The sequence below is a fragment of the 'Nostoc azollae' 0708 genome, from assembly GCF_000196515.1.
In the GTDB taxonomy this organism is placed as follows: Bacteria; Cyanobacteriota; Cyanobacteriia; order Cyanobacteriales; family Nostocaceae; genus Trichormus_B; species Trichormus_B azollae.
Genome location: NC_014248.1, coordinates 3,667,493 through 3,690,178 on the forward strand (window position 1 = coordinate 3,667,493; position 22,686 = coordinate 3,690,178).

The 22,686-nt window shown below is 37.6% G+C and carries 20 protein-coding genes and 5 pseudogenes; 16 read left to right on the forward strand and 9 right to left on the reverse strand.

Annotated elements, in window-relative coordinates:
* The first annotated feature begins 153 nt into the window (after positions 1–153).
* Positions 154–1,227 carry an undecaprenyldiphospho-muramoylpentapeptide beta-N-acetylglucosaminyltransferase gene (murG, locus tag AAZO_RS17165; protein ID WP_013192202.1) on the forward strand — a complete coding sequence of 358 codons (1,074 nt, stop codon included), beginning with the start codon at positions 154–156 and terminating at the stop codon, positions 1,225–1,227.
* Between the two features lie 46 nt (positions 1,228–1,273).
* Positions 1,274–1,534 carry a DNA cytosine methyltransferase gene (locus AAZO_RS17170; RefSeq protein ID WP_013192203.1) on the forward strand — a complete coding sequence of 87 codons (261 nt, stop codon included), beginning with the start codon at positions 1,274–1,276 and terminating at the stop codon, positions 1,532–1,534.
* A 209-nt stretch (positions 1,535–1,743) separates the two neighbouring features.
* On the opposite strand, the pseudogene AAZO_RS43950 reads toward AAZO_RS17170, so the two are convergent.
* Positions 1,744–2,298 (reverse strand): annotated as a pseudogene (locus AAZO_RS43950) (hypothetical protein); the annotation flags it as partial.
* A 222-nt stretch (positions 2,299–2,520) separates the two neighbouring features.
* Here AAZO_RS43950 and AAZO_RS31065 point away from each other — a divergent pair.
* Positions 2,521–3,467 (forward strand): annotated as a pseudogene (locus AAZO_RS31065) (IS701 family transposase).
* Between the two features lie 96 nt (positions 3,468–3,563).
* Here the strand turns inward: AAZO_RS31065 and AAZO_RS43955 are convergent.
* A pseudogene (locus tag AAZO_RS43955) lies at positions 3,564–4,610 on the reverse strand (IS1634 family transposase); the annotation flags it as partial.
* 232 nt (positions 4,611–4,842) lie between these two features.
* Here AAZO_RS43955 and AAZO_RS39045 point away from each other — a divergent pair.
* The 10 genes and pseudogenes from AAZO_RS39045 (at position 4,843) to AAZO_RS39070 (ending at position 9,549) form a co-directional block, all read left to right on the forward strand.
* Positions 4,843–5,034 carry a DNA cytosine methyltransferase gene (locus AAZO_RS39045; protein ID WP_228371262.1) on the forward strand — a complete coding sequence of 64 codons (192 nt, stop codon included), beginning with the start codon at positions 4,843–4,845 and terminating at the stop codon, positions 5,032–5,034.
* A gap of 165 nt (positions 5,035–5,199) precedes the next feature.
* Entirely contained in the window at positions 5,200–5,397 is a 198-nt protein-coding gene (locus AAZO_RS39050; protein WP_228371263.1) for a hypothetical protein, read from the forward strand.
* Positions 5,398–5,409: 12 nt separating this feature from the next.
* Positions 5,410–5,625: pseudogene (locus AAZO_RS39055) on the forward strand (DNA cytosine methyltransferase); the annotation flags it as partial.
* 728 nt (positions 5,626–6,353) lie between these two features.
* The gene (locus tag AAZO_RS17195) at positions 6,354–6,827 is read left to right on the forward strand and encodes a hypothetical protein (protein WP_013192205.1); all 474 of its coding nucleotides are present in this window, start codon (positions 6,354–6,356) and stop codon (positions 6,825–6,827) included.
* 110 nt (positions 6,828–6,937) lie between these two features.
* A complete protein-coding gene (locus tag AAZO_RS17200) occupies positions 6,938–7,165 on the forward strand; it encodes a DUF6737 family protein (protein ID WP_013192206.1) in 228 nt (75 codons plus the stop codon).
* Between the two features lie 666 nt (positions 7,166–7,831).
* A complete protein-coding gene (locus AAZO_RS17205; protein ID WP_041641328.1) occupies positions 7,832–8,077 on the forward strand; it encodes a hypothetical protein in 246 nt (81 codons plus the stop codon).
* A 9-nt stretch (positions 8,078–8,086) separates the two neighbouring features.
* Positions 8,087–8,209 (forward strand): hypothetical protein, encoded by a 123-nt coding sequence (locus AAZO_RS41585; protein WP_266885330.1) that lies wholly within the window; start codon positions 8,087–8,089, stop codon positions 8,207–8,209.
* A 373-nt stretch (positions 8,210–8,582) separates the two neighbouring features.
* Positions 8,583–8,846, forward strand: a complete 264-nt coding sequence (locus tag AAZO_RS39060) for a helix-turn-helix domain-containing protein (protein ID WP_081462687.1) — start codon at positions 8,583–8,585, stop codon at positions 8,844–8,846.
* A 47-nt stretch (positions 8,847–8,893) separates the two neighbouring features.
* The gene (locus tag AAZO_RS39065; protein WP_228371264.1) at positions 8,894–9,301 is read left to right on the forward strand and encodes a transposase; all 408 of its coding nucleotides are present in this window, start codon (positions 8,894–8,896) and stop codon (positions 9,299–9,301) included.
* Between the two features lie 14 nt (positions 9,302–9,315).
* Complete coding sequence (locus AAZO_RS39070; protein ID WP_228371265.1) at positions 9,316–9,549, forward strand: hypothetical protein; 234 nt, start codon at positions 9,316–9,318, stop codon at positions 9,547–9,549.
* Between the two features lie 354 nt (positions 9,550–9,903).
* On the opposite strand, the gene AAZO_RS17220 is transcribed toward AAZO_RS39070, so the two are convergent.
* Entirely contained in the window at positions 9,904–10,494 is a 591-nt protein-coding gene (locus AAZO_RS17220) for a thioredoxin family protein (RefSeq protein WP_013192207.1), read from the reverse strand.
* Between the two features lie 65 nt (positions 10,495–10,559).
* On the opposite strand from AAZO_RS17220, the gene AAZO_RS17225 reads away from it, so the two are divergent.
* The gene (locus AAZO_RS17225) at positions 10,560–10,964 is read left to right on the forward strand and encodes an NIL domain-containing protein (RefSeq protein ID WP_013192208.1); all 405 of its coding nucleotides are present in this window, start codon (positions 10,560–10,562) and stop codon (positions 10,962–10,964) included.
* Between the two features lie 892 nt (positions 10,965–11,856).
* The gene (locus AAZO_RS17230; protein WP_013192209.1) at positions 11,857–12,849 is read left to right on the forward strand and encodes a CHAD domain-containing protein; all 993 of its coding nucleotides are present in this window, start codon (positions 11,857–11,859) and stop codon (positions 12,847–12,849) included.
* Between the two features lie 504 nt (positions 12,850–13,353).
* Here the strand turns inward: AAZO_RS17230 and AAZO_RS17235 are convergent.
* The 5 genes and pseudogenes from AAZO_RS17235 to AAZO_RS17245 form a co-directional block, all read right to left on the reverse strand.
* Positions 13,354–13,984, reverse strand: a pseudogene (locus AAZO_RS17235) (hypothetical protein).
* Positions 13,985–14,129: 145 nt separating this feature from the next.
* On the reverse strand, positions 14,130–14,255 hold the full coding sequence (locus tag AAZO_RS41590) for a hypothetical protein (protein ID WP_266885796.1): 126 nt from the start codon (positions 14,253–14,255) through the stop codon (positions 14,130–14,132).
* Between the two features lie 711 nt (positions 14,256–14,966).
* Positions 14,967–15,113 (reverse strand): hypothetical protein, encoded by a 147-nt coding sequence (locus AAZO_RS42710; RefSeq protein ID WP_338026916.1) that lies wholly within the window; start codon positions 15,111–15,113, stop codon positions 14,967–14,969.
* Between the two features lie 195 nt (positions 15,114–15,308).
* On the reverse strand, positions 15,309–15,533 hold the full coding sequence (locus AAZO_RS42715) for a hypothetical protein (RefSeq protein WP_013192212.1): 225 nt from the start codon (positions 15,531–15,533) through the stop codon (positions 15,309–15,311).
* Positions 15,534–15,701: 168 nt separating this feature from the next.
* Positions 15,702–16,643, reverse strand: a complete 942-nt coding sequence (locus AAZO_RS17245; RefSeq protein ID WP_013192213.1) for an N-acetylmuramoyl-L-alanine amidase — start codon at positions 16,641–16,643, stop codon at positions 15,702–15,704.
* A 213-nt stretch (positions 16,644–16,856) separates the two neighbouring features.
* On the opposite strand from AAZO_RS17245, the gene bchH reads away from it, so the two are divergent.
* A complete protein-coding gene (gene bchH / locus AAZO_RS17250; protein ID WP_013192214.1) occupies positions 16,857–20,585 on the forward strand; it encodes a magnesium chelatase subunit H in 3,729 nt (1,242 codons plus the stop codon).
* 272 nt (positions 20,586–20,857) lie between these two features.
* On the opposite strand, the gene nagA is transcribed toward bchH, so the two are convergent.
* Positions 20,858–22,030, reverse strand: coding sequence for an N-acetylglucosamine-6-phosphate deacetylase (gene nagA / locus AAZO_RS17255; protein WP_013192215.1), 1,173 nt, complete (start codon positions 22,028–22,030; stop codon positions 20,858–20,860).
* Positions 22,031–22,686 lie beyond the last annotated feature (656 nt).

Genomic DNA, 22,686 nt, shown 5'->3' on the forward strand with positions numbered 1-22,686 from the left:
AATTTGTTTATTAAGTAAGTGAGGATGAAGTCCACTATTCTGTGATAACTTGATTTTAGTGGATAGGGCAATCAATCAATCAATTGAAAACCCAGTTACCCAAAAAAGAATCTCAACTTTAAGATAAGCTAGGCGCTAAATGGTATAGCTTGAATGACAAAAGTACCCATAAAATTACTCATAGCCGCTAGTGGGACTGGTGGACATTTGTTCCCAGCGATCGCATTAGCAGAAAAATTACAAGAATATAAAATTGAATGGCTTGGTGTTCCCAATAGACTAGAAACTCAACTCGTTCCTGAGCAATATCCTCTGAATACCATTGCTATTGAAGGTTTTCAGCAAGGTCTGAGTCTTTCGTCGGTACCAATCTTGTTTAAACTCATAGCTTCGATTTTAGCAGTGAGACGTATTCTCAAACAGGGGAATTTCCAAGGAATATTTACCACTGGTGGTTATATTGCTGGGCCTACAGTCATAGCAGCACGTTCTTTAGGTTTACCGATTGTTTTTCATGAATCTAACGCTTTACCTGGTAAAGTTACCCGCTTCTTTGGGCCTTGGTGTAGTGCAGTAGCTGTGGGATTTGCAATCGCTTCTAAATATTTACCTGGTGCTAAAACTGTCTGTGTGGGTACTCCTGTCCGTTCTCAATTCCTCCATCCAGCAGTTGATAATGCCCTAGACTTGCTAATTCCTAACGGTGTTCCCCTAATTGTCGTGTTTGGTGGTAGTCAGGGTGCTGTAGCTGTCAATAAATTGGTGCGTCAGTCGGCTCAAGCTTGGTTTGATGCTGGTGCTTATGTAGTCCATCTAACAGGTGATAACGATCCAGAAGCGGAAAGTTTACAACATCCCCAGTATATAGTTTTACCTTTTTACGATAACATGGCGGCTTTGTTGCGCCGTGCAAATTTAGCTATCAGTCGTTCTGGTGCTGGGAGTTTAACAGAATTAGCGGTGTGTGGTACACCAGCAATTTTAATACCTTATCCTTTTGCAGCGGAAGATCATCAATCTTACAATGCTGCGGTTTTTACTGAGGTTGGTGCAGCTTTAACTTTTAAACAGTCGGAGTTGACACTGGAGATATTGCAACAGCGGGTTTTAGATTTATTGCAGTCACCAGCACAATTGGCCAAGATGGGAGAAAATGCCAAAGCGATCGGAGTTCCCGATAGTGCTGATCAATTAGCAGCTTTAGTGCGAGAAGTGATCGGTAGGTAAAAAGTGGATGAAATCTAAATAAGAAACTCTAGAAATTGAACCCAGGATGAGCTACTCCGATTATCTCAGAAATTTACTTAAACCTGCGTTATCTCGTAGTCCATTAGTGGTATATTTATTTGCTGGTTGTGGTGGCTTATCCTTGGGATTTGAAGCACAAGGTTTTGAAACTCATGGCTTTGAAATGGATACTGATTCCTGTGCAACATATAAAAAAAGCCTAAAGGGAAACTGTACTCAAGTATTTCTCACACCTGAAAGAGAATTACCATCAGCAACTGTAATCCCATATTCCGCACTTAAATAAGTAGCATAAATAAACTACATTTATAGGGAATTCAGAACTATAGTTTTTAAAAATCCAGTAGCCATGAAAATATAAATAAATTATGCACGTCAAAGTTCCAGCTTTCTTATTGTGTAAAAAAAGCTAGTTAGACAACAATGTTGAATTTTGATTTTTCAATCACTTATGAAAATACAAGACTATGCAATAGTGAATTAGAGATTTGAAAACTAAGAAAATAAATAATACTTTTGACAAGCTGTAGGTAGGAATTGGAAAATTCGACAACCTTCCTCTGTCAAGTTCAGAATCCTATGAACTCCTTGTGTAATCAGAAAAAGCATCCCTTGAAAACATACACCAGTTGCTGCCTCTTTCCGAGGAGCTTCCCTAAGAAGTCGGGGAACTAGCCCAACGCACTGGCTCTGAAATATCCAACCTAAAGTAGGGGATTCTGTAGGTTTATTCAGTTAGTTTTTAACTGTAGCTTTTTGCGTCTTTAACGAGATTCTTAATTGTCTTTGTCCCAGATTATGAACCAAAAGACACAATGCCATTAACATCATCATTGTCTCTAGTCTTTCTGGATTCTTCACAAAAAGACTATGGGCGAAAAATAACGGGTCTTTGATAAATCTAAATCCTCTTTCTGTTGATTTGTCTTCTCTATATATTCTCAATATTTCTATGGTTTCTAATTCCCTTGTCTCTAAAATATTCGTTGCTAGAATAAATCTACCACAACAGTTATCATGTTAGGTGATTAACTCCTGATTTTCTATTAGTCAGGACTTAGGGAACTGGCACAGGCGATGGGTGAATATAGTATATCGGTATTAAATAAATCGGATACCAAAAGCTTTATCAACCCATAATAAGTAGCTGCAACAGGAAACATTATTGAAATATTCATGAGAAAATAGGTAGGAGGTTATATTAGATAAATGTTCCTGACGGTAATGATATTTACTAAACTTGATTACTGCCAATACTTATGAACTAGTCAAATTAATTATACAATTACTAATTTAGCAGAGTATTTAGAAAGTATTAGCCATGATGCAATTAACTATTATTTAACAACCGAAAAGTTAACATCTCGTTTACTATGGTATAAGGTGAAAGAGGTAGTAGAACCTGATGGTAATGGGTACATCATATTTGATGATATTGTTTTAGACAAAAGATATTCTGAAGAAATAGAGATTGTGAGGAGACAATATAGTGGTAATGAACATGGCATACTCCAAGGAATTGGTGTAGTCAGTTGTGTATATGTGAATCCTAAAGTTCAAAGATTTTGGGGAATAGATTACCGTATTTTTAATGCTGATGTGGATGGTAAAACCAAGATAGACCATGTGAAAGATAATCAGCTTTTCCCCTTTGATACGGTTTTGATGGACACATAGTATGCAGTAAACAGTTTCATGCTGTATATTGATAATTTAGACAGAATTTATGATTGCCCTAAAAAAAAAATCGGTTAGTTGATGATACATTTGCCAAAGAAAAAGATAAACCTATTGAATTATTAGAAGAATGGAGTACTGAAGAGTTAGAATGTGGTAAAATTATGAAAATTAAAGGGTTTCCCGCTCAGAAAAAAGTGAAACTATTCCGGGTTGCTGTTTCTACCAACAGAACGGATTATGTCGCTACTAACGATTTATCTCAAAGTTCTACGAATGTTGTACAAGAGGTGTGTAAAATTCGTTGGAAAATCGAGGAGTTTAACCGAGAGATTAAACAAATAAGTGGCATTAAATCTTGTCAATGTCGTAAAGCTAGGCTTCAAAGAAATCATATTGCTTGTGCAATGTTGGTTTGGATTAGATTAAAGAATTTAGCCTATCAAACTGGTCAAACTGTTTATCAGATCAAGCATAGATTGCTTTCTAATTATTTAACTCAGCAACTAAAACACCCAAGTCTTCCTATGTGCTTGGTTTGAGTTCAATTGTTGCATGCCAGGGCTACATCCCGCCCCCTATTTGTGCCAGTTGCGTAACTCCTGTTAGTTTACCTCTTAATTGATACAGTAAAATGTTTGTCCTTTATTTAACCTCTCGGTAATTTCTAAGTCCGATATTTTATGATATTTTAATTTTGCTGCCAGTTCTTTAATCTTTAATTCCGCTAAGGATGTCTGTTCAAATTCTTCTTTGACTAATCTACCGACTTGTTTACTTTACTGATGTTTAGAAACTCCTCTTGAATGCTTTGGCTTAATTTCTTTAAGTCTGCTTTTTTCTGTCTGCACTTTCTACTAATAGCCATCTTTTCTCTATTCCCCCATAAGATAATTTTTCTTCTTGATAGCTATATCCTTTGATTTCACTTGGTTTGAGTTCTATACTGGTAAATGCCTTGACCAAGTTTTTGGCTTTTTTAATGGATAAAGGTACTCGACTTATCCATTTCATGTTCGACATTAATTTTAAATCACTTTCGCTATATAATGCACTATCAGTTACCATTATACTTTCAAAATCTATTTGTTTATCATACTCCACTAAGATTTGAGCAAATACTGCTTTATCTGATTCATTTCCTGATGCTCCTCTAAAAAATACGGGTATATGTCCGTCACTACTTACTATTAAATCTAATATACATTGTTTTAAGTCTGGACAATGGTCACGAGAATATCCTTGTGTGATGTTAATGGGATTTTCTCGGTTCATTCCTAATTCTTGTCCTAAATTATTCAGGCAATTATTATACTCTCCATGCAAATGCAATGAGGTTGAAGCTAAATGGGAATATTTTGTTGCTACTCCATATTTTTTTACTACTTCTAAGACAATTACTAGTAATTATTTAGTTAATCCATATTTGTATAGCTTATCCATTACTCTGCCTATTCTATCATCATTTAAATCTTCACCTTTAATTCCCGCTCCTAATCAATGTTCTATGGCTTTTTCCTCAAAAAGTTGAGGAAATAAATATAATGGTCTCCATAGAAAACCTAGTCCATAATGATTGCTTTGACTATTTCTCCTATATTCACTTTCTCTCTACTATCTATTCAGAATATCTTATTGATTTCTTCTAGAATTGCTCTCTCATATATTATTACCAAATGATCCAATTTATTCCTCTCAAACTATTATTTTTAGTAATTGATATTCTTGGGTATTTTCATTTAATTCAGGCTCATTTACATTCATCTATTCTGAATTTATTATCAATACTTACGAGTTGCAATTTGTTGGCAACTTGTATTGTGATCTCTATTTTTTTACTATTTCAACTATGTGTTTACTACGTAGCTGTCTGTAATTCTTTTACATTGGTATTTGTACTACAAAATAAAGTGCGAAATGTTGATTATAGGTGATCCTCCTTGTCAACTTCTTACTGTAGTTGGAAACCAAAAAGGCTTAGGAGATACAAGGGATGGCTTTCCAATTTTCATTGATGCAGTTCAGAAACTTTGTCTAGATATTTGGCTGTTTGAAAATGTTCGGGGTATACTTTATACAAATAAATGGTACTTGGATGAAACTATCTAATCCCTACAAAATTTAGATTACATCATAGACTGGAAGTTATGAAATGCTGTTAATTTTGGTGTTCCTCAAAGTCAGGAACGTCTTATAGTAGTAGGACATAAAGGAAAATTCGAATTTCCTAATATTCAGAAAACTGAAATTAGTGCAGGAGAAGCTTTAGAATAAATGGCTTTTCACTCTCCTCCAGAATCTAAATTTTTCACATCTAACATGGATCAATATGTACTCAAGTATGAAAAAGCTTCTTTTTGCAAAGGTCCTCGTGATCTACATTTAGATAAACGACTAAGAACTTTAACCTGTAGAAACTTAGCTGGTGTAACAGGTGATATGCACAGAATTAAACTTCCTGATGGTAGATGAAGATGCTTATTACAAAAAGAAGCTGCTAGGTTACAAAGCTTTCCTGACTGGTTTGAACTTGTGGGGACAGAAACGACTTGTTTTAATCAAGTACGTAATGCAGTTCCACCATTATTTGCTGTTCAGTTGGTTCGAAGTGTAAGAGATTATTTAAAATCTGATTTTCGATTTTCAGTAAATGACATAGAAAAATACCAAGTTTCCATACAATTATGGCTGCCATCATAGTTAATTATCTAGAAAATGCTAACATACATTTCTAAATCAAATAAACCAGAAATCTAGATACCTTTCGTAAATTTACAGCAGATATTGCCTGAAAAATGGAGGTTTGAATTGCTGATGCACCTGAGGATATTATCCATTTCGATGGTGAGGAGTTTTAAGACCATATTCACCGTCATAATACATAACCGCGTATTTTTGAGTAGACTGTATTCAATAAAAGAATATTATACAAACTTGAACTTCGCTTAGTTAATGAAAATTAAACTCAAGTCAGGAAATTAGGCTTTTTAAATTGCTTTCACTTTGATTTTATAAGGGTTTATCGTTGCTAAGCATCTACCAGACTTTGGGAGTTTTTCTTAGGTTGTTAAAGTTAAAATTTCAACCTAATTCAGTAGAACAATTTATTATCAAAACCACAATAATTAGAAATTTACATACTGCTTATTCATCGCTATTTGGGAAATGCCTGTGAATGGGGATCATGGCTATGAGGACTCAGACACCTACCCAAAAATCTCAGTTCAGCTATAGGATGGTATGAGGTGGGGATCGCTATTGTCTATCCTATTTTGTGGCTCAAGCAGGTTAAAAGAATGTTCGCCAAATCTAACCCAGCTAAGTACAATAACACCGACACTCTTGTCAAGACTAGACATAGGGGGTCTAACCCCTAGTTGTATATTTATGCAGAGATCAAAACTATATAGTCACGGAGGTGCATCATTATGTTTAGGGGTAACACTAGGAAAGAATTTAATTATTACCCTCTAATTGCGTCATTTCTTCTAGGAGTGCTAGGAGGATATTCAAGCATTGAAAACATTAGCCATAGCCAGGAAATCCATAGTCATAAGCAATTAGCTTATTTACCAGCTTCGGCTAAAACAGATAAAGCTACCAAAGCCATAGACGAAAACAAAGCCTTCAATCTGGTGTGGAATCTGCCACAAGTACAGCGCAAAGCACGAGAAATTGAAAGACTTTCTAGGGGAAGTATACAAGTTGCAGCAGATGTCGATAATTCTCCCACACCTGATGCACCTTTTTATAGAGTGAGCGTGTTTGAAAAGCACCCAGACAAAACTACTAGTCCCGTTTATTGGTTTCGTGTATCTAGTTCTAGCGGTGTAATCGAGCCTTTAGATTTAGTGCTGAATCAATATATAACCTTGGAAGAATGGAATCCTGATGGACGCTAAATTTCATCAGGTTGTAGTGGATTAAATTCCTACTAATAGTCATTTTCTGCTTTTTTTAGCTCCTTGCATTTTGTCTTTTTTTTGATAAAAACCTTTTTTAAGTACAAACAATGTCTGAACAAAAGCTCATAAGCCCCTGGAGTTATAAACCTTGGTGGTGTCAACCTTGGTCAATAATGCTCACAGGGGTGATTTTGATAAGTGGTAGCTGGTTAATATTTAAAATTATCTGGTTGACAATTCTTGTTGCTATACCTGTACTAATTTGGATAGGATTTTATCTGTTAATTTGGCCACAATTGATGATTCGCAGTGGTGTTTTGGAAGATGAAAGTTAGGTAATTTTGTAAGGATTCAGGTGGTGGGGTATTGACAAGTGTGATACGAGAGGCAGAATATAGCAGTTATGGAAAAGAAGCTGGGACCACAACTAGACAGAGAGATATTGAAGCAGTTGGCAATAGAGCAACATTGACGAGGGAAAAAGTAGAGAAAACCTAACAAATAGAGTAGTAGAACTGGAAAAGGAAATAGAGAAACTCAAAGTCAGTAGAAATTTAGAGACTATAACATTATCCAAACCACCGTCGGGAGATATCCTCAAAAAAAACCGAGCACAAACAAGAAGAGAAACAAGAAGAGAATCAGACACGAAAACGGAAACCAGGAGGATAACCAGGGCATAGGGGAAAAAGGAGAAAGGTGTTTGGTGGAGTAGATAGATTTGACATAGTGGGACGGCAAGTGTGTGGATGGTGAGGTCAGGGGGAATTGTTTGGCGGACCAATAAAAATCTAAACACAACAAGTAGGGGACTTGGTGGACAGGCCAATCCAAATAGTAGGATATGAAAGATATACGTAGATTTGCACTGTGTGTGGGGAAACATAAAGGGCACTCTGGTCACCAGAGATAGTACCGAGACAAGATATAGGAATCACACTACAAGCACTTTTGGGATGGATCAATAACTAGGGCCATTGACCCAGTTCCCACAATAAGAAGTGTTGTGGGAACTGGGTCAAATAGAAATTGGAGTGGGAACATTAGTAGGTACTAATGAAGGAATAGATAGTGCAGTGGCTCAAAGTATTCATAGCCTCAAACATTGGATAAAACAAACCCAGCCTCATATCCTTGGGGATGAAACACCCTGGGTAGTCAAAGGGGTGAAACAATGGTTATGGATTGTTGCCAATAGTGACTTCCCTTTATTTTATGGGCCTGATACTCCTTATCCTGGCGAGTGAGAATCCATTGTGGGTTCAAGTTACTCTGGTGTACTCAGTTCTGATGACTTTACTGCCTATAACGATTATGCGGTCACAGCTCAACAGAAATGTCAGGCACATCTACCCTACCCCGTCACTTCAAGACACTAATCAAGATTCCTGGCTTCAATCACCAAGAAATTGGCACAAAATTCATCGACCTCATAGATGAAGGTTTTAAAAACTACCCTTTATTCCAACAAACCTAAAACCTTCATGAATTCTTGACTTGGCCATCCTAGTAGTCAACCAAGGCAATGTTGCTGGGTAAGCCCCTCTAATTGATAAACTAGTCAAAAAAGGGGTTAACCATGGCGAAAAAGTATGTTGTAGATTTAAGCGAAGAGGAAGTTTTACAACTGCAAGCAATCCTCAAAAAAGGAAAGCACAAAGCAAGAAGTATAAACCGTGCAAACATTCTTTGAATGGTATCTGAGGGAGAAAAGGAAACGGCGCTGCCGCAGTTCGAGTTCATGTTGCCAAGGTGGAAAGGACAAGAGAAAAGTTTGTGATTGCTGGATTAGACTTTGCTTTAAAGGATGGGGAAAATCCATCAAAACCCAAAAAATTAGATGAAAAACAAGAAGCATTTTTGATTGCGACTGCTTGTTCTAATCCGCCAGAAGGAAGAGTGCGTTGGACAATGCAATTATTAGCGGAGCATTTAGTGAAGGTTGGTATCATAGATTCCATTTCAGACGAAATAATACGCCAAACTCTAAAAAAAATGAAATTAAACCGTGGTTAAAAGAACAGTAGTGTATTCCCGAAGTTAACCCAGAGTATGTGTTCAGAATGGAAGATGTTTTGGATTTGTACAATGAGCCATATGATCCGAAAAAACCTACACTCTGCCTAGATGAACGCCCATATCAATTAGTAGAAGAAGTAAGACTTCCTTTGCCACCAGAACCACATCAGCCTGAAGGTTATGATTGTGAGTATAAACGCAATGGTGTTGTAAATTTATTTGGCTTTTTTGAACCAATAGCCGGGTGGAGGCATATTGAAGTTACACAAAGTCGGACAAAAGCTGATTTTGCTAAACAATTAAAAGATTTAGTAGATGTTTATTACCCCCAAGCTGATGTGATACCTTTACTTGTTGATAACCTAAACATTCATACTCCAAGTGTTTTATATGAAGTTTTCTCTCCACAAGAAGCATGCCGCATTATTCAAAAATTAGAGTTTCACTATTAGAAATTGAATTATCAGTGTTATCTGGCCAGTGCTTAGAACGACGTATTCCTAATGTAGAAATATTATCTTCTGAAATTGCTACTTGGGAGTCACAGCGTAATCAACAAAAACCCAGTGTTTATTGGGGTTTTAGAACCAAGGATGCACGTAAAAAATGCAGCGTTTATATCCGAGCATTTAACCTAGCAAAATTGCCCTGGCAGACTACTAGTTTCAACCAAAAGTTGGATCTTCCATTCATTCATTGATAAAGCCCCAGGGGAACCTGGTAAACTTTTACCTTCCTTAGGCAATATACCTTAATCATAATTTAGCTGAACCAAGGTTAGGTTTAGCACTGACACAAGGAAAAGTCTCTGGTGGTTCTCTTTCTCTGGAGCTATTGGAACATCCTGCCAATTTATTGACGGTTATACCAACTTGTCGCCGTCAAGCACTTTCTCTAATTGAGTTTTTTGACCAACCTATGAAAGCCATAGTTCACTCTGCTTTCCATACACCTTCTTTAATCCCTCTACCTTAGACCTGAATCCTTAGGGTAATACCCTTTTGGATGTTGGATTTTGGATGGAATCACCAATCACTAATCACCAATCATTAAATTAATTGACCACTTGGCTACCATGACTACGAGGGTTATCTTGATTTCCATTGGTGGATACTGGAGCTGAGAATTTGGAAGCCTGGCCGCTGGCTTTAGCATAAGGCAGGGTAGAAGCTGTTACTAAGGCTTCTAAATTGCTGGCCATGACGGAACGCGGTATATCACCAAGGGATTCGGCTATTGCTTGTCCTTGCTTGCCTAAAAACACAAAATGGGGAATGCCATCTACTCGATATTTGAGCATTTCCGGTAGCCATTTGTTATTATCGACGTTCAACATGACAAAATTTAGCTTGTCTGCATATTGTTGTTGGAGTTGAGCTATATCGGGAGCCATTTTTTGGCAGACGGTACACCAATCGGCATAGAATTCTACTAGACTGGGCTTATTATTGCTGACTGCTAGTTCTAAGGGTGTGGATGCTTGATCTAGTTGGGTAAGAGAAACTGAATTGGTCTGGGTTCGCAGTCCTAAAAATAGCGCCACACTCAGAGCTATCGCTACAATGACAATTAAGAGGTTTCTAACACGCCCCCCAAGGTTGGATTCTGGCTTTGTCGGAGTATTCACAGGTCTATCTGTGGTCATAATTAATTTATTAAAACTTATTAAGCACTTTCATATCTAGTTTACCAAAACCCAGTTTTTTATCCATGAAAAAAAGAATTACCCTCACTTTCCCTAAACGTGCGATTCAAATGCCTGTCACTTACCGACTAGCAAAAGATTTCAATGTCGCTGCTAATATTATTCGCGCCCAAGTTGCTCCTAATCAAATTGGTAAACTGGTGGTGGAACTATTGGGAGATATTGATCAGCTAGATGCAGCTATTGAATGGATGCGATCACAACATATCAGCGTTTCCCATAATTTAGGTGAAATTCTCATTGATCAAGATTTATGCGTTGATTGTGGCTTGTGTACTGGAGTTTGTCCAACTGAAGCCCTTTCTCTCAAGCAGGATACCTATCAACTCACCTTCACGCGATCGCGTTGCATCGTTTGTGAACAGTGTATTCCCACCTGTCCAGTACAGGCTATTTCCATTAATCTGTAGTTTCTATTTTTGTGGTTGTCTCTTGAGGAAATAATCCATACTTTTGTAAAAATATCAAGTATCAACAGCAATAAATAATATCATGTCCGCCTAATTACTGATGTAAGAATTCAGGGGTCAGGAGTCAGAATATGTGAGAAATTGGTTAATTATCACAATACCTTAGCCAAAATCAAAGGCTACAAGAATTTTGGCCAAGTCGGCAAAATTAAACACACATAAGCGTTTCGCTTAAAAGCTAGTTTGGAATCTCAAACCCTTATACTGCAGTTCATACGTTAAAAAAAACTTCTAGGAAACCTGGAAGGAATTTTTAACACTGATTGTTTTTGCCAAGCCTCAAAGAAATGGGAGTTAATGGTTAAAGCATCATCAACTCACCCTCCTATTTTGGCGACGGTATTGTTATCAAACAGGTATTTTTGGCGTTAGCCTGAAAAAGCTGACTGCTGATTGCTGACAGATAAATACTTACTTACTGATAAGTAGGTTGGCGTTAAAAATGGTCGTTATGACAGGTAAAAGGCAAGAGGTGAACCAGCACGGTCTTGAGGAGCCACTGCGGTGGAAGGGTTTCCCGCCATAAAGCAAGTGGAGTATTTTCCCCCATGTAGGCGCTTTGCCTTCCCGCAGGATGCGACTCGAGAACCTGAAGGGCAAAAGGCAACAGGGAAGAGTATTTTGCTGATTTTACTTTTTGTTACATACTTCTTTTTTTCCCGATGACTTACTTAAACAAGTTCTAGCCTCTTGTTTACCTATAGAAGTAATTTAAAAAACAAAACCGGATTTCTTGATCAATCTTTTTTTAAAAAACTCTAAAAGCACAAAGCTGAATTTCTTACTCATGATATGATGCGAAGATCCGATAAATAGTTAATTCTTACTAATTATGAAAACTGCTACAAAAACGACACTCACCACTCTAGGAGACTGTGGATACCAAGCCATTGAAAAAAACTTTAATAGAACCGTAAAGTGGGAGAAATCGGTTAAAAAAGATGAAGATCCAGAAGCACTACACCAAATGCGGGTAGGAATGCGTCGTTTAAGAACTGCTGTCAGTAGATTTAAGAGATATTTAAATTTACCAAAATCAGCCAGTGATAAAAATATCGGTAAAATTTCTAAGATATTAGGTAGGCTCAGAGATTTAGATGTACTTAAGGAAATTCTAGAAAATAATTACAAACCACATTTACTAGAAAAAGAACAAGCATCTCTACAAACAGCTTTTACAGCATTGGATAAACAACGCGAAATTGCAGTTTCTCATATTAAAAAAACATTTAAAGAGGAATATTACAAATGTTTAAAAAATGAATGTCAAGATTGGTTAAAAAATCCCAGTTATAAAAGTTTTTCCTACGTACCAATTCAGGACGTATTACCAGATTTACTCTCACCAGAAGTTAGTCAGTTTTGCTTACATCCAGGATGGCTCATTAGTACTCAAATCGCTGAATCAGAAATATTATTGCAAACAAAATGGACACCAAATCAATTAGAAGAAAATCTCAAAATACAAGGTAAAACTCTGCATAGTTTGCGGAAACAAGCGAAAGGTCTCCGCTACCAAATGGAGTTATTTACTGAATTATATGGTGAATCTTTTGTCGCACATATTAATGATGTCAAAAGTATCCAAGAAATACTGGGTATGATTCAAGATAATATGGTTTTACGTGAGTGGTTAGAGAATATCTTCAAATCAGAACTTGATACTCAATTGCGTGGTTTAACGACCCTATTAGCCGCAAATCGTTATCAATTATGGCAAGAATGGCAACCACTACAAGGACGTTATCTGCAAGCAGAGACTAGATATAATTTACATTTGGTGGTGCTACAACCTACGCAGATTTCTAATAGTATTAATATTTAGAGAGAGAATGGGGGATTCAGGAATGCCTACGACTTACCCCTACTCTGCGTAACATCTTAACGCAGCGTTGAATTAACGTTAAATTAATGGTACATAATAGTATACCCAGGTAGTCAAATCCTTCGGGAAATTAAGAATTCAAAACAGATCAAAATCCTAACTAAACAAAGGAATCAGCTTTTCTATGATTGATCTTCTAGTGTTAACTGGAAACAAGAAACAATCCAATTTTTTTGCAAGCAAATGCCTTTACCAACACTGATAGCACGGTATGGAGATGAAGAAAATCTTATACTTATTCTGGTAGAGAGCAACATCTAGAACCTTGGAATCCTACATTAAAATTAATTAAATCTAATATTGAGAATATTGCACAAGTTAGTTTTAAAATTGATGCTTTTGCGATATTTGCAGTGCTTTAGCGTAGCTGCTCGTCTGCGTATAGGTATCGCTTGAAATTATGAGCCTGTAAAAATCCCTAATTCGCTATTGTTATCAACTTAATTAGCTCAAAGATAAGCTAATAGGAGCATCCAAAGATAAGACATAAACACTGCTCTGAGGAATCTGCACAACACGGGTATTTTCAGCAGAACGTAAACCAGAAACCAATCCTACCGCACGTCCTAACATTGCTCCTTGGTCAAATCTATCAGGAGCACCTTGATTTAAAAAGCCCAAGGTACTACTACCAGTTTTTCCCCAAATAGAACCATTTTCGACTGCTTTATCATTAGCTCGCTTCTGGGTAATAGTAGTACCAGGAATAATGTGACTTGATGCTTTAATGGTAAGAATTTTCCCATTAATAACTAAGGACTGTGCTACAATTTCAGCACCTGCTTCCGCAGGTTTTAACACAATAGTCACAGGTGTGTTTTCTGGGGCGATTACATTACCTTGAGCATCTTTAATTGCACTAGATAAAAGAACTGTGAGAGGATAATCTTTTTTGTCCTACATGCACAGTGACAGGTGCAGGAAAAGAGATAATAATTGCTGTATCTTGGGGAATTGTAATTTCTTGACTGACTGTTGGGGGTGGAGTAAGAACTTCTTGGGATTTAGCTGGTAATGAGAGAGAACCTAATAAAGATACAGAACAAACTAGACTTAACAGTATTTGAGTTTTCATAATCGGTTTCCTATGATGTAAGTTGATTTTTGAGGTTTTAACCCTTCACTTAATCAATAGGTCTGAGGTTTTGAGTTTATGCACTGGCAGAAATCAACTAAGGTTTAATGATTTTGCAACCAGTTCCAACCTGAACCTTCACGAATTAGCCATTGATCGTGAAAATCAGAGGAGAGGGATGAAAGAACTCTGGGGTTTCTGGGGTAATAATTCTGACACCGCGACAATTTTCTTTAATTTCAATGGTGACGGTCTTAGTATCAGTTTGCACTAAACTAACTAAGTAGATATAAAGAAACATAACTATGTAAGAAAATGTAAACTACTTGAAACCCTTGGGATTGCCTGATTCCCCTTTGCTGCATTCGCCATGACATAGTTATAAATTTTTCCGCCCACCTACTTATCTCTGATGATGCATCTTGTTCTGTTTGTTTCCTGTGTTTGATGAGATACACAACGCACTTGCACTGATGAATTATTCTGGGGATTATCTAGCATATATGGGAGAATTTCCGAGTCAGGAATTGAGCGAGATGGTGTTTGGGCGTTTGTAATAGATTTTATGGATAGACATAACATGGTACTGAGGGAAATTATTAGACCTCTTGCAGAATTAATTTTATGTTATAAACAGGCGTTGTCTTTGTTTTAGCCAATAGTGATTTTAATTATATTTTAAAGTTATACACGGTTATATTTAAATTAGCAATCGCAAAGAACACCAAAAATACATAAAATCTAAAACTCTCTATCATACCACAGCAACAATTTTGCAAGAGGTATATTATCCCTCCTATTGAGTTTTTCATTGTTTATTTTTCCTCAAAATAAGTAAGGTGATGGAGGAGAAATTTTACCAATCACCCATCACCAGTTAATAATTATCAATTCCCTTATTTATCCTCTAGTAGTTGATTCACCTGCTGTCCCCGACGACCAGTTTTAATTTCATAACGTTTGGTAAGATTATCTTGATAGTTCATATCTCTAGCAGCAGCAAAATTAACGAAAGTATCACAATTTTTACCTTGAGCCACTGTTGAAGAAATGCTACTATTTTCTTCTGTGCGGTTGTTGCGATCGTCATGAGATTGACTTTGATTTTTACTACCTTGACTAGATCCACTACCACTAACTCCTATACCTGAGAAACTAACACCACGACCACCACCATCATTATGACTGCTGGAAGAACTAGAACGATTGCTGGTAGAGGTTGCTAAGGCAATTTTGCTGGAACTATTGCGAGTGGAGTGTTATTATCTAAACCAACATCACTACATAAAGCACGGGGGTCTTTAGCAAGAGTATTAGGATTAACCTAAGATTGATGATCTCCTAAACCTTGAATTTCACTTTTACCAACTGGGTTGCTAGGAGTGGATGTGCTGGGTGTTCCATTTCCTATAACTTTTCCAGGGGTAACAACTGCTGGAGAGAAAACACCCGCAGGCTTGATTTCAAATGGACCTGCAAAGGCTGGTAATGTGGTGGTTAGTAGGACAGTAGCTCTTAAGAAAGAGTTGGTAAAGTGACGTAATTTCATGGTCATACTCCTAAAGTGTCAGATTAGCTTGGCATTTTTTCCCTTCACTGACTTATAGATTGACCTTTTTTGGTTTATGCACTCCCTGAGGAAATAGGGCTGTAGGCTGCAGAAGTTGTTGAATGGTGACTTGATTTGTCTCCCTAAACCCCGCATCCCATTCTCAAACTAACCTATTAATTTTTGCCAAGTCGGAGCACCAACAATTCCATCAGCGGTTAAACCATTTTGTTGTTGAAATTTCTTAATTGCTGCTTCTGTGTTTAGCCCATAGATACCATCTGGATCAGCACCAACACGATATTGCAAGTATCTAATTATTGGTCCACTGGTTTGATTTCCTTGCACTAATCGTTTTGATAAGATTTGATTGATTGCATTCCATGTTGTGCTATTTGCCATTCCTGATGGGATGATCCCTGCCATTTTTTGAAATTTTTCAACAGCGGAGGTTGTTGCTGGGCCTGTAAAGTTATCTTCATCCAAAGGCTTACCATTTTTATCGGTGATGTTGAGTTGATTTAAGGCTTTTTGCAATCTCAAAATACTAGTGTCTGTATTCTGTTCTTCATCTTTAACTGCGTTTACAGGTGCAGATGCTACTTTACCTGTTAATCCTGTGACTATTGCACTAGCCATTGCTTCGCCATCATATAGTTGCATATCTTTGGCTGAATCAATAAAGCAACATTCTATGAGAATAGCAGGCATATTTGTATTTTTAATGACGTATAAGTGGGAGCCATTCTTGACACCGCGACTAAAAAATCCTAACTTACGAATTTCATTTAATACAGGTTGGGCAATTTTTCTACCAGCATCGGTTTGGGCAAATACTTCTGTGCCATTAGCTTGTCCATTAAAGGCATTAAAATGAATAGAAACGAAAATATCAACTTTGTTCCTATTAGCTATATTACAACGTCTACCAAGTGATTGACTGACTGAATCGGCTCTATCTGGCTTACAGGATATTGCTTCATGGCCTAAACTTCTTAACTTAGCTATAACTTTAGTACTTACCTCTACAGTTAAGTTATCTTCAAGTTTAATGCCTTTTGCTCCGGTGTCTGGGGGGCAATTATGACCCATATCAATGCCAAATTTCATCTTGGTGTCCTCAACTTACTTTCCAAATAGGGAAAAAATGCCGATTTTGCCTATCTGGTGATGTTCCCTATTGTATGTATATTAGTGCTGATTTGCAATTTATGGGAATTGGCATTTCAGATCTTTTTGGTTATAGCAATAGGTAGATATTCCACCATAAAACCGCAACAATGTTTAAGATCAGAGTAAAGAATTATTTTGTAGCGGAAGTCCATGAAACGAATTGTCTTGATTGCTGGCTTTGAATCATTTAATGCTGAGTTGTACCGAAAAGCGGCTTTTTTAGCTAGTTCTCCCTGTCCAGAGTTGGATATTCGCGTGTTTAGCGATCGCAACATTACCACTAACCCTAACGAAGTACAAGCCGCACTCCAAGGTGCAGATGTGTTTTTCGGCAGCTTAATCTTTGATTATGACCAAGTTTTATGGTTGCGTGAACACATCGCCAATATACCCATCCGGCTGATTTTTGAGTCAGCACTAGAATTAATGAGTTTGACGAAAATAGGAGCGTTTTCCATCGGTGATAAACCCAAAGGAATGCCAAAGCCTATTAAATTTATCCTTGACAAATTCAGTAACGGTAAGGAAGAAGATAAACTTGCTAGTTATATAAGTTTCTTAAAAATTGGACCAAAGTTATTAAAACTTGTACCAGTACAAAGAGTTCAAGATTTACGCAACTGGTTAATTATTTACGGTTACTGGAATGCAGGAGGAAAAGAAAACGTAGCCGCGTTATTTTGGATACTGGCAGAAAAATATTTAGATTTAAAAATTGGTGATATACCCGCACCCATTGAAACCCCAAATATGGGATTACTACATCCTGAATATCAAGGTTTTTTTACATCACCAAAAGCATATTTAGAATGGTATCAAAAGAGAAGTGGAAGGCATGAGGCAGAACGTATTTATCCCCAGTCCCCAGTCCCCAGTAACCAGTCCCCCATCGTCGGTATTTTACTTTATCGTAAGCACGTTATTAGTAAACAAACCTATATTCCCCAACTAATTACAAAATTTGAAGCAGCAGGTTTAATACCTTTACCCATTTTTATTAATGGTGTTGAAGGTCATGTTGTGGTACGCGACTGGATAACGACTGAATATGAAAGCCAACAAAGACAACAAGGAAATATAGAAACTCCTTCACTTTCAGCCGAAGCAGTAAAGGTTAATGCCCTAATCTCTACTATTGGTTTTCCCCTAGTTGGTGGACCTGCTGGTTCAATGGAAGCAGGTAGACAAATAGAAGTTGCTAAACGCATTCTTACAGCTAAAAATATACCTTATATTGTTGCTGCACCTCTATTAATTCAAGATATTTATTCATGGACTCGTCAAGGAATTGGTGGTTTACAAAGTGTAGTTTTATATGCGCTTCCTGAATTAGATGGAGCAATTGATACTATTCCTTTAGGTGGTTTAGTCGGAGAAAATATTTATTTAGTTCCTGAAAGAGTACAGCGTTTAATTAATAGAGTAAAGAAATGGGTAGAACTGCGAGAACTACCACCACAAAATCGGAAGATTGCTATTATTTTATATGGGTTTCCTCCTGGTTATGGTGCGGTAGGAACTGCTGCATTATTAAATGTTCCTCGCAGTTTAATTAAATTACTTCATGCACTTAAGGGAGAAGGTTATAAAGTTGGTGAAATTCCTGAGGATGGAGAAGATCTAATTCGTCAAGTTAAAGAAGCAGATGAAATTAATCCTGTGCTTGAACACCTAGAACATGACATAAAAAATATCACAACAGTCAATGCACGAACCTTAGAAAAATGGTTAGGATATCTGCAAACATCCTGGATTGAAAAACAATGGAAATCTCTCACTAGTAGCGGCATTAAAACTTATGGTGATGAGTTTAATATTGGTGGTGTGCAGTTAGGAAATGTGTGGATAGGTGTACAACCACCTTTGGGTATTCAAGGTGATCCAATGCGGTTAATATTTGAGCGAGATTTAACTCCCCATCCCCAATATGCAGCTTTTTATAAATGGCTGCAAAATGATTTTCAAGCTGATGCTGTAATTCATTTCGGAATGCACGGAACTGTGGAATGGTTGCCAGGTTCCCCTTTAGGAAATACGGGTTATTCTTGGTCGGATATTTTGTTAGGAAATCTGCCGAATCTCTATATCTATGCTGCTAATAATCCTTCTGAATCAATTTTAGCTAAACGTCGTGGTTATGGGGTGTTAATTTCTCACAATGTTCCTCCCTATGGACGTGCTGGTTTATATAAGGACTTGGTGAATTTACGTGATTTAATTTCTGAGTATCGGGAAGATACGGAAAGAAATTATGTGCTGAAGGAAGGGATTTGTAAGAAAATTGTTGATACTGGTTTGGATGTTGATTGTCCTTTTGATGATGCAAAAAGGTTGGGTATTCCTTTTACCCCGGAAAATGTCAGAATGTTTAGTGGTCATGCTTTTACTCATTATTTAGTGAAGTTGTATGAGTATTTACAGGTGTTAGAAAATCGGCTTTTTTCTTCTGGTTTGCACGTTTTGGGTGAAGCACCAAATCAGGAGGAGTTAGCTGGTTATTTGGATGCTTTTTTTGGTAAAGAGAATGAACTACAAAGACGCGAAGAAAGAGAGGAGGGAGAAAGAGTAATTACAGGTTTGTTAAATCAATCTACTGATGAGTTGACGAATCTTCTGCGGGGTTTAAATGGTGAATATATTCCTCCTGCACCTGGTGGTGATTTGTTAAGGGATGGTGCGGGTGTGCTACCAACGGGGAGGAATATTCATGCTTTAGATCCTTATAGAATGCCTTCTCCTGCTGCTTTTGACAGGGGTAAGGAAGTTGCTCAGAAAATTATTTCTCAGCATTTAGAGGAAAATAAGAAGTATCCTGAAACTGTGGCGGTTTTGTTATGGGGTTTGGATGCTATTAAAACTAAGGGTGAATCTCTTGGTGTTCTTTTGGAATTGGTTGGTGCTGAACCTGTGAAGGAGGGAACGGGAAGAATAGTAAGATATGATTTGAAACCTCTGAAACAAGTTGGACATCCTAGGATTGATGTGTTAGGAAATCTATCGGGTATTTTCCGTGATAGTTTTGTAAATATTATTGAGTTATTGGATGATTTATTTCAACGTGCTGCTGGTGCTGATGAACCGGAGGAAATGAATTTTATTAGGAAACACGCTTTGGTTTTAAAAGCGCAAGGGGTGGAGAATTCTTCAGCGAGATTTTTTTCTAACCCATCTGGTGATTTTGGTTCTTTGGTGAATGACAGAGTTGTGGATGGTAACTGGGATTCTGGGGATGATTTAGGGAAGATTTGGGAAAGTCGTAATGTTTTTAGTTATGGAAGACAGGATAAGGGACAACCAAGACCAGAAGTTTTGCAAACATTATTAAAAACGAGTGATCGCATTGTTCAAGAAATAGATTCGGTAGAATATGGTTTAACCGATATTCAGGAATATTATGCCAATACTGGGGGATTGAAAAAAGCCGCAGAACAGCAAAGCGGGAAAAAGGTGACAGCTAGTTTTGTGGAAAGTTTTTCTAAAGATACCACACCTAGGAATTTAGATGATTTATTGCGGATGGAATACAGGACTAAGTTGTTAAACCCCAAATGGGCTAATGCAATGGCTAATCAAGGTTCTGGTGGTGCTTTTGAAATTTCCCAACGCATGACAGCGTTAATAGGTTGGGGTGGTACTGCTGATTTTCGAGATCATTGGGTTTATGATCAAGCCGCAGATACTTATGCTTTAGATCCAGAAATGGCAGAAAAATTACGCAAAGCAAATCCTGAGGCGTTTAGAAATATTTTGGGGAGAATGTTGGAAGCTTCAGGACGTGGTTTATGGCAAGCTCATAAAGATAAGTTAGAAAAATTGCGTCAGTTATATGAGTTGAGTGATGAAGAATTAGAAGGATTGACAACTCCCCATGGCTTCTAGCTGGGGGATTCATAAGGGCTAGGAGTCAGGAGTCAGGAGGGAGAATTAGAAGGAGGTAAGAATAGTCTTGAATCTGGGAAAGTGATTGGCTATGGCTTACGCCACGCTATGCTATTGCCAGTGACGCAGAAAATTGGGTTTTGATGGTTTCAAGGCTTATTCCTTGCACCTTATTCACCGCACCTTATTCACCTTTTCAACCCCTGAAACTCTTGATTTATAAAGGTTTTCTGTTTATATGGCTTAACACCACGCTACGCTATCAGCAAGACCTAATTAGCAATTATCCGTTTCCAAGACAGTTCTCGTGTATTTTCATCCCAATACCAACGTAATAAACTAGCAGGTTGATTGGGACTAAGTTTTGGTACATTTATTGCTTCTCTGGGTGCATCTGTAGCCAGGAAAATGGCTTTTTCTATATCACAAATTCCCCATTTCACTAAGTTTTGTACTCCTGTTAATAGGGGTAAAGTTGTTCCTGATAACGTGCCATCAAATAATCTGGCTGTACCGTTAGTAATTTCAATGTGCCGATTATCCCAAGGATACACGCCATCTGGTAATCCTAAAGGTGCAAGGGCATCGCTGACAAGAAATAAGCCTTTACTAGCACGGAGGAGTATTTCTAACATGATGGGCACAACGTGCTGCCCATCAGCGATAAAACTACACATCACATCGGGATGGTTCATGGCTGCACCTAATAATCCTGGTTCACGGTGATGTAATGGTGGCATGGCGTTGAAGGCATGAGTGACCATTGTTGCACCTGCGTCAAAGGCGAGTTGTGCTTGTTCGGCTGTGGCTTGGGAATGGCCTAAACTAACTGTGATGCCCAAGGAACGTAAATAAGTGATAATCTCACCGGTGGGATCTAATTCTGGTGCTAAGGTGATGATTTTGACAACTGAGGCGTAATCACCTAAAACCCGCTTGACTTCATTCATGGTCAACGGTAGTAGGTATTCTGCTGGATGTGCGCCACGTTTACCGTAGTTCAAAAATGGGCCTTCGAGATGGACTCCGAGAATTTTCGCGCCTGAGTTTTGGGTATAGTTGGAGATGATGGCCATCGCTCGCTGGATACTTTCTACAGAGGTTGTCACTAAGGTGGGTAAGTAAGCATCTACACCTGCTCGCCACAAAAATTGCGATATTTCATCTAACATGGGGGTATCTTTTACCATCAGGTCAGGAAATGCTAAACCTAGTCCCCCGTTAATTTGCAAATCAACGCCACCTAGAGAAATCCAATCACCCACGACATCTAAAATTTGTAAATCTCCTGGTGAAACTCTTTTGCAGACTATACCCATGGGCAAAATTTGCTCAATGATCCCGTTTTCATTGACCCAAATCATCTGCAAATCTTGATAACCGGGTACTCTTGCATTGATAATATCTACGTTTGACAGGATCGGATTTGGTGTTGCTTTGGTCATTACCTTAGCCAGAAACAGCTTAATCTTCAACGATTTTGACTTATCCTACCCCTTAAAGGGGTGGGATTCTTCCAGAAGAACAACTTACCTTACTCTCCAAGGGAACTCTAATGAATCCATCTAATATTCTCAAGGTTTCTTTGGGATAGTTAACTCAAGACAAACCAGTTTTTTTCTATAGGTGGGTACTTTTGGTTTGTTTTCTATTTGACATTGAGAATATAATTTTGTTAATTCTTGAGACGATTTGAAAGACTCAAAAACACTTCTGAGAATTTGCTGTGCACCTTGATAATACAAAGCTTGGTAATGTTTATTCGCTTTATACTCTACCTCTAAATCATATTTACCGATAATCTTTCTAGTCTTAGACTATATTTGTCTTGCATAATAAATGCCACAGTTGCTTAACTTGTGGGACTCTGAACAAATAAACTCAAAAATAGCCTTCAAATTGTCATCAGGATTAATTCAATTTTGTTGACAACCATACATTGCTTCGATTTGAGTTCTGAATAACCAGAGTATCATGGTATAGTTGGTAGCTGCAAGCTATTGCCCATCGCTTTACACAAATTTTTATATGCCGGGAAAGTATAGACACAAGGCAACATCAGTTACCCTAATTAATTACCATTTTGCCAACAAGAAAACAC

Coding starts and splice junctions, on each gene's coding strand:
- murG (WP_013192202.1), top strand. CDS start 154: ATGACAAAAGTACCCATAAAATTACTCATAGCCGCTAGTGGGACTGGT.
- AAZO_RS17170 (WP_013192203.1), top strand. CDS start 1,274: ATGAGCTACTCCGATTATCTCAGAAATTTACTTAAACCTGCGTTATCT.
- AAZO_RS39045 (WP_228371262.1), top strand. CDS start 4,843: ATGTTGATTATAGGTGATCCTCCTTGTCAACTTCTTACTGTAGTTGGA.
- AAZO_RS39050 (WP_228371263.1), top strand. CDS start 5,200: ATGGCTTTTCACTCTCCTCCAGAATCTAAATTTTTCACATCTAACATG.
- AAZO_RS17195 (WP_013192205.1), top strand. CDS start 6,354: ATGTTTAGGGGTAACACTAGGAAAGAATTTAATTATTACCCTCTAATT.
- AAZO_RS17200 (WP_013192206.1), top strand. CDS start 6,938: ATGTCTGAACAAAAGCTCATAAGCCCCTGGAGTTATAAACCTTGGTGG.
- AAZO_RS39065 (WP_228371264.1), top strand. CDS start 8,894: ATGGAAGATGTTTTGGATTTGTACAATGAGCCATATGATCCGAAAAAA.
- AAZO_RS17220 (WP_013192207.1), bottom strand. CDS start 10,494: ATGACCACAGATAGACCTGTGAATACTCCGACAAAGCCAGAATCCAAC.
- AAZO_RS17225 (WP_013192208.1), top strand. CDS start 10,560: ATGAAAAAAAGAATTACCCTCACTTTCCCTAAACGTGCGATTCAAATG.
- AAZO_RS17230 (WP_013192209.1), top strand. CDS start 11,857: ATGAAAACTGCTACAAAAACGACACTCACCACTCTAGGAGACTGTGGA.
- AAZO_RS42715 (WP_013192212.1), bottom strand. CDS start 15,533: ATGAAATTACGTCACTTTACCAACTCTTTCTTAAGAGCTACTGTCCTA.
- AAZO_RS17245 (WP_013192213.1), bottom strand. CDS start 16,643: ATGAAATTTGGCATTGATATGGGTCATAATTGCCCCCCAGACACCGGA.
- bchH (WP_013192214.1), top strand. CDS start 16,857: ATGAAACGAATTGTCTTGATTGCTGGCTTTGAATCATTTAATGCTGAG.
- nagA (WP_013192215.1), bottom strand. CDS start 22,030: ATGACCAAAGCAACACCAAATCCGATCCTGTCAAACGTAGATATTATC.